This is a genomic window from Promicromonospora kroppenstedtii DSM 19349, from assembly GCF_000515355.1.
GTDB classification, from domain to species: domain Bacteria; phylum Actinomycetota; class Actinomycetes; order Actinomycetales; family Cellulomonadaceae; genus Promicromonospora; species Promicromonospora kroppenstedtii.
In genome coordinates this window covers 194,223-197,245 of the sequence record NZ_KI911686.1, presented here as the reverse complement: position 1 = coordinate 197,245, position 3,023 = coordinate 194,223, and the positions used below count along the sequence as shown (strand labels likewise).

Annotated in this window: 2 protein-coding genes; both read right to left on the bottom strand. The window is 72.2% G+C overall.

What is annotated here, in order from left to right; translation table 11 throughout:
• On the bottom strand, positions 1–1,542 hold a 1,542-nt coding region (locus tag PROKR_RS15545), incomplete at its 3' end, for an NADH-quinone oxidoreductase subunit G (RefSeq protein ID WP_157602156.1).
• Positions 1,539–2,885, bottom strand: coding sequence for an NADH-quinone oxidoreductase subunit NuoF (gene nuoF, locus PROKR_RS15540; RefSeq protein ID WP_036964526.1), 1,347 nt, complete (start codon positions 2,883–2,885; stop codon positions 1,539–1,541). The genes nuoF and PROKR_RS15545, both read right to left, overlap by 4 nt.
• Positions 2,886–3,023: the final 138 nt, after the last annotated feature.

Here is a 3,023-nt window from a genome sequence, read left to right as displayed (position 1 = left end):
CGTGTCGATGTCCGTCGTCGGCGCGTCGGCCGGGAGCAGGCCGCCGCCGAGGCTGGTGGTCAGGCTGGTCAGCCACTCGGCCTCGGTGCCGGGGGCCGCCGGGAGCAGCGTGCCGTCCAGCCGGGTCAGGCCGCGGGTGGCGTAGGGGGCGATCGAGAAGACCTTGGTGCCCGCCTTACCGCGCGCGCCCTTGCGCAGCCGCAGGAAGGTGATGCCCGCCTCCTCCTCGGCCTCCAGGCCGACGAGCAGCACCGCGGGCGCCTGCTCCAGGTCACCGAACGTGACGCCCACGCCGGAGCCGGCCACGACACGGCCCAGGAACGCGGCCTCCTCGGCGGAGTGCACGCGCACCCGCTGGTCCACGTCGTTGGTGCCGAGCACGGTGCGGGCGAACCGCGACCAGGCGAAAGCGTCCTCGACGGTCAGGCGGCCGCCGGGCAGCACACCCACACCGCCGTTGTCTCGGGCCGCGGCCAGGCCGGCCGCCGCGATCTCCAGGGCCTCGACCCAGGACGCGGGGCGCAGCTCGCCGTTCTCGCGCACCAGCGGCGTGGTGATGCGGTCCGGCGCCGTCTGCCACGTGAAGGCGAAGCGGTCCTTGTCGGTGATCCACTCCTCGTTGACCACCGGGTCCTCGCCGGAGAGCCGGCGCAGCACCTGGCCGCGGCGGTGGTCGATGCGGATCGCCGAGCCGCACGAGTCGTGCTCGGCGATGCTCTCGCTGCTGACGAGGTCGAACGGGCGCGACCGGAACCGGTAGCCCGCGCCCGTCAGGGCACCCACCGGGCAGATCTGCACGGTGTTGCCCGAGTAGTAGGACGAGAACGGCCGCCCGGACGTGTCCGTGGTGGCCTCCCCGACCGGACGGTCCACGGGGCCGGTGGACGACTCCGCGCCGGCGAACCCGAGCACGTCCTCGTCGAACCGGCCGATCTGCTGGTGCGCGCCGCGGTCCTGCAGCGCGATGAACGCGTCGCCCGCGATCTCCTCGCTGAACCGGGTGCAGCGCTGGCACAGCACGCAGCGCTCGCGGTCCAGCAGGATCTGCGTGGACAGCGCGATCGGCTTGGGAAACGTGCGCTTGACCTCGACGAACCGTGAGTCGGCGCGGCCGTTGCTCATCGCCTGGTTCTGCAGGGGGCACTCGCCGCCCTTGTCGCAGACCGGGCAGTCCAGCGGGTGGTTCATGAGCAGCAGCTCCATGACCCCCTGCTGCGCCTTGTCGGCCACGGCGGAGGTGTGCTGCGTCTTGACCACCATGCCGGGCGCGACCGTCATGGTGCACGAGGCCTGCGGCTTCGGCATGGGCCGCACGTTGCCCTCGCGGTCCGGCATGGCGACCTCGACGAGACACTGGCGGCACGCGCCGGCGGGCGCCAGGAGCGGGTGGTCGCAGAACCGCGGGATCTGGATGCCGGCCTGCTCGGCGGCGCGGATGATCAGCGTGCCCTTGGGGACGCTCACCTCCGTGCCGTCGATCGTGAAGGTGACCAGCTCGACCGGGGCCGCCTCGGCCTTCGGGTTGTTCGTCGTGACGGTCATCGGTGACCTCCCGCGCCGGCGCCCGTGAGGGCACCCGGTGTCCGTGTCTTGGGGGTGTACGGGAACAGCGCCGACGCGCTCGGGTCGAACGGGCAGCCGTGCCCGTCGATGTGCGCCTGGTACTCGTCCCGGAAGTGCTCGATGCTCGACGTGACCGGCGAGACCGCGCCGTCACCCAGGGCGCAGAACGCCTTGCCCAGGATGTTGTCGCACAGGTCGACCAGCAGCTCCAGGTCGCCGTCCTGACCCTCGCCCGACTCGATGCGGTGCAGCACCTGCTTGAGCCAGTAGGTGCCCTCGCGGCACGGCGTGCACTTGCCGCAGGACTCGTGCGCGTAGAAGTCGGTCCACCGGGACACGGCCCGCACCACGCAGACCGTCTCGTCGAAGATCTGCAGCGCGCGCGTGCCGAGCATCGAGCCCGCCGCGCCCACCGACTCGTAGTCGAGCGGGGTGTCGAGGTGGTCCTGCGTGAAGATCGGCGTCGACGAGCCGCCCGGGGTCCAGAACTTCAGCTCGTGCCCGGCCCGGATGCCGCCCGAGAGCTCGAGCAGCTCGCGCAGCGTGATGCCGAGCGGCGCCTCGTACTGGCCGGGCGTGGTGACGTGACCCGACAGGGAGAACAGGCCGTGACCCTGCGACTTCTCGGTGCCCATCGAGGAGAACCAGTCGGCGCCCCGGGCCACGATGGCCGGGACGGAGGCGATGGACTCCACGTTGTTGACCACGGTGGGCCGCGCGTACAGGCCGGCCACCGCGGGGAACGGCGGCTTGAGCCGCGGCTGGCCGCGCAGGCCCTCCAGCGAGTCGAGCAGCGCCGTCTCCTCACCGCAGATGTAGGCACCCGCGCCGGCGTGCACCGTGACGTCGAGGTCGAAGCCCGAGCCCTGGATGTTCTTGCCCAGGTAGCCCGCCTTGTACGCCTCGTCGACGGCGTTCAGCAGCCGCCGGTAGACGTGCAGCACCTCGCCGCGTACGTAGATGAACGCGTGGTCGCAGCCGATCGCGAAGCTCGTGATCGCCACGCCCTCGATCAGGTGCTGCGGGCTGGCGAGCATGAGCGGGATGTCCTTGCAGGTGCCCGGCTCGGACTCGTCGGCGTTGACGACCAGGTACCGCGGGCCGCCGTCGGGCGGGGGCAGGAAGCCCCACTTCATGCCGGTGGGGAAGCCCGCACCGCCGCGGCCGCGCAGGCCGGAGTCCTTGACGGCCTGGACCAGGGCGGCCGGCTCCATCGTCAGGGCCTTCTTCAGGCCGGCGTAGCCGCCGTTGCGCTCGTACGTGGCCAGCCGCCAGGAGCGGTCCTTGTCCCACGTGTCGGTGAGCACCGGTGTGAGGTTCACTTCGCGTCCTCCCCGGGCTTCTTGTCCTTGCCGGTCTCGGTGTCGGACGACGTCGCCGGCTTGCGCTCGGCGCTCGACCCCGGTGTGCCCACGGGCGGGCTCGTCTGGCCGCCGGCACCGCCGCCGGTCGCGCCGCCG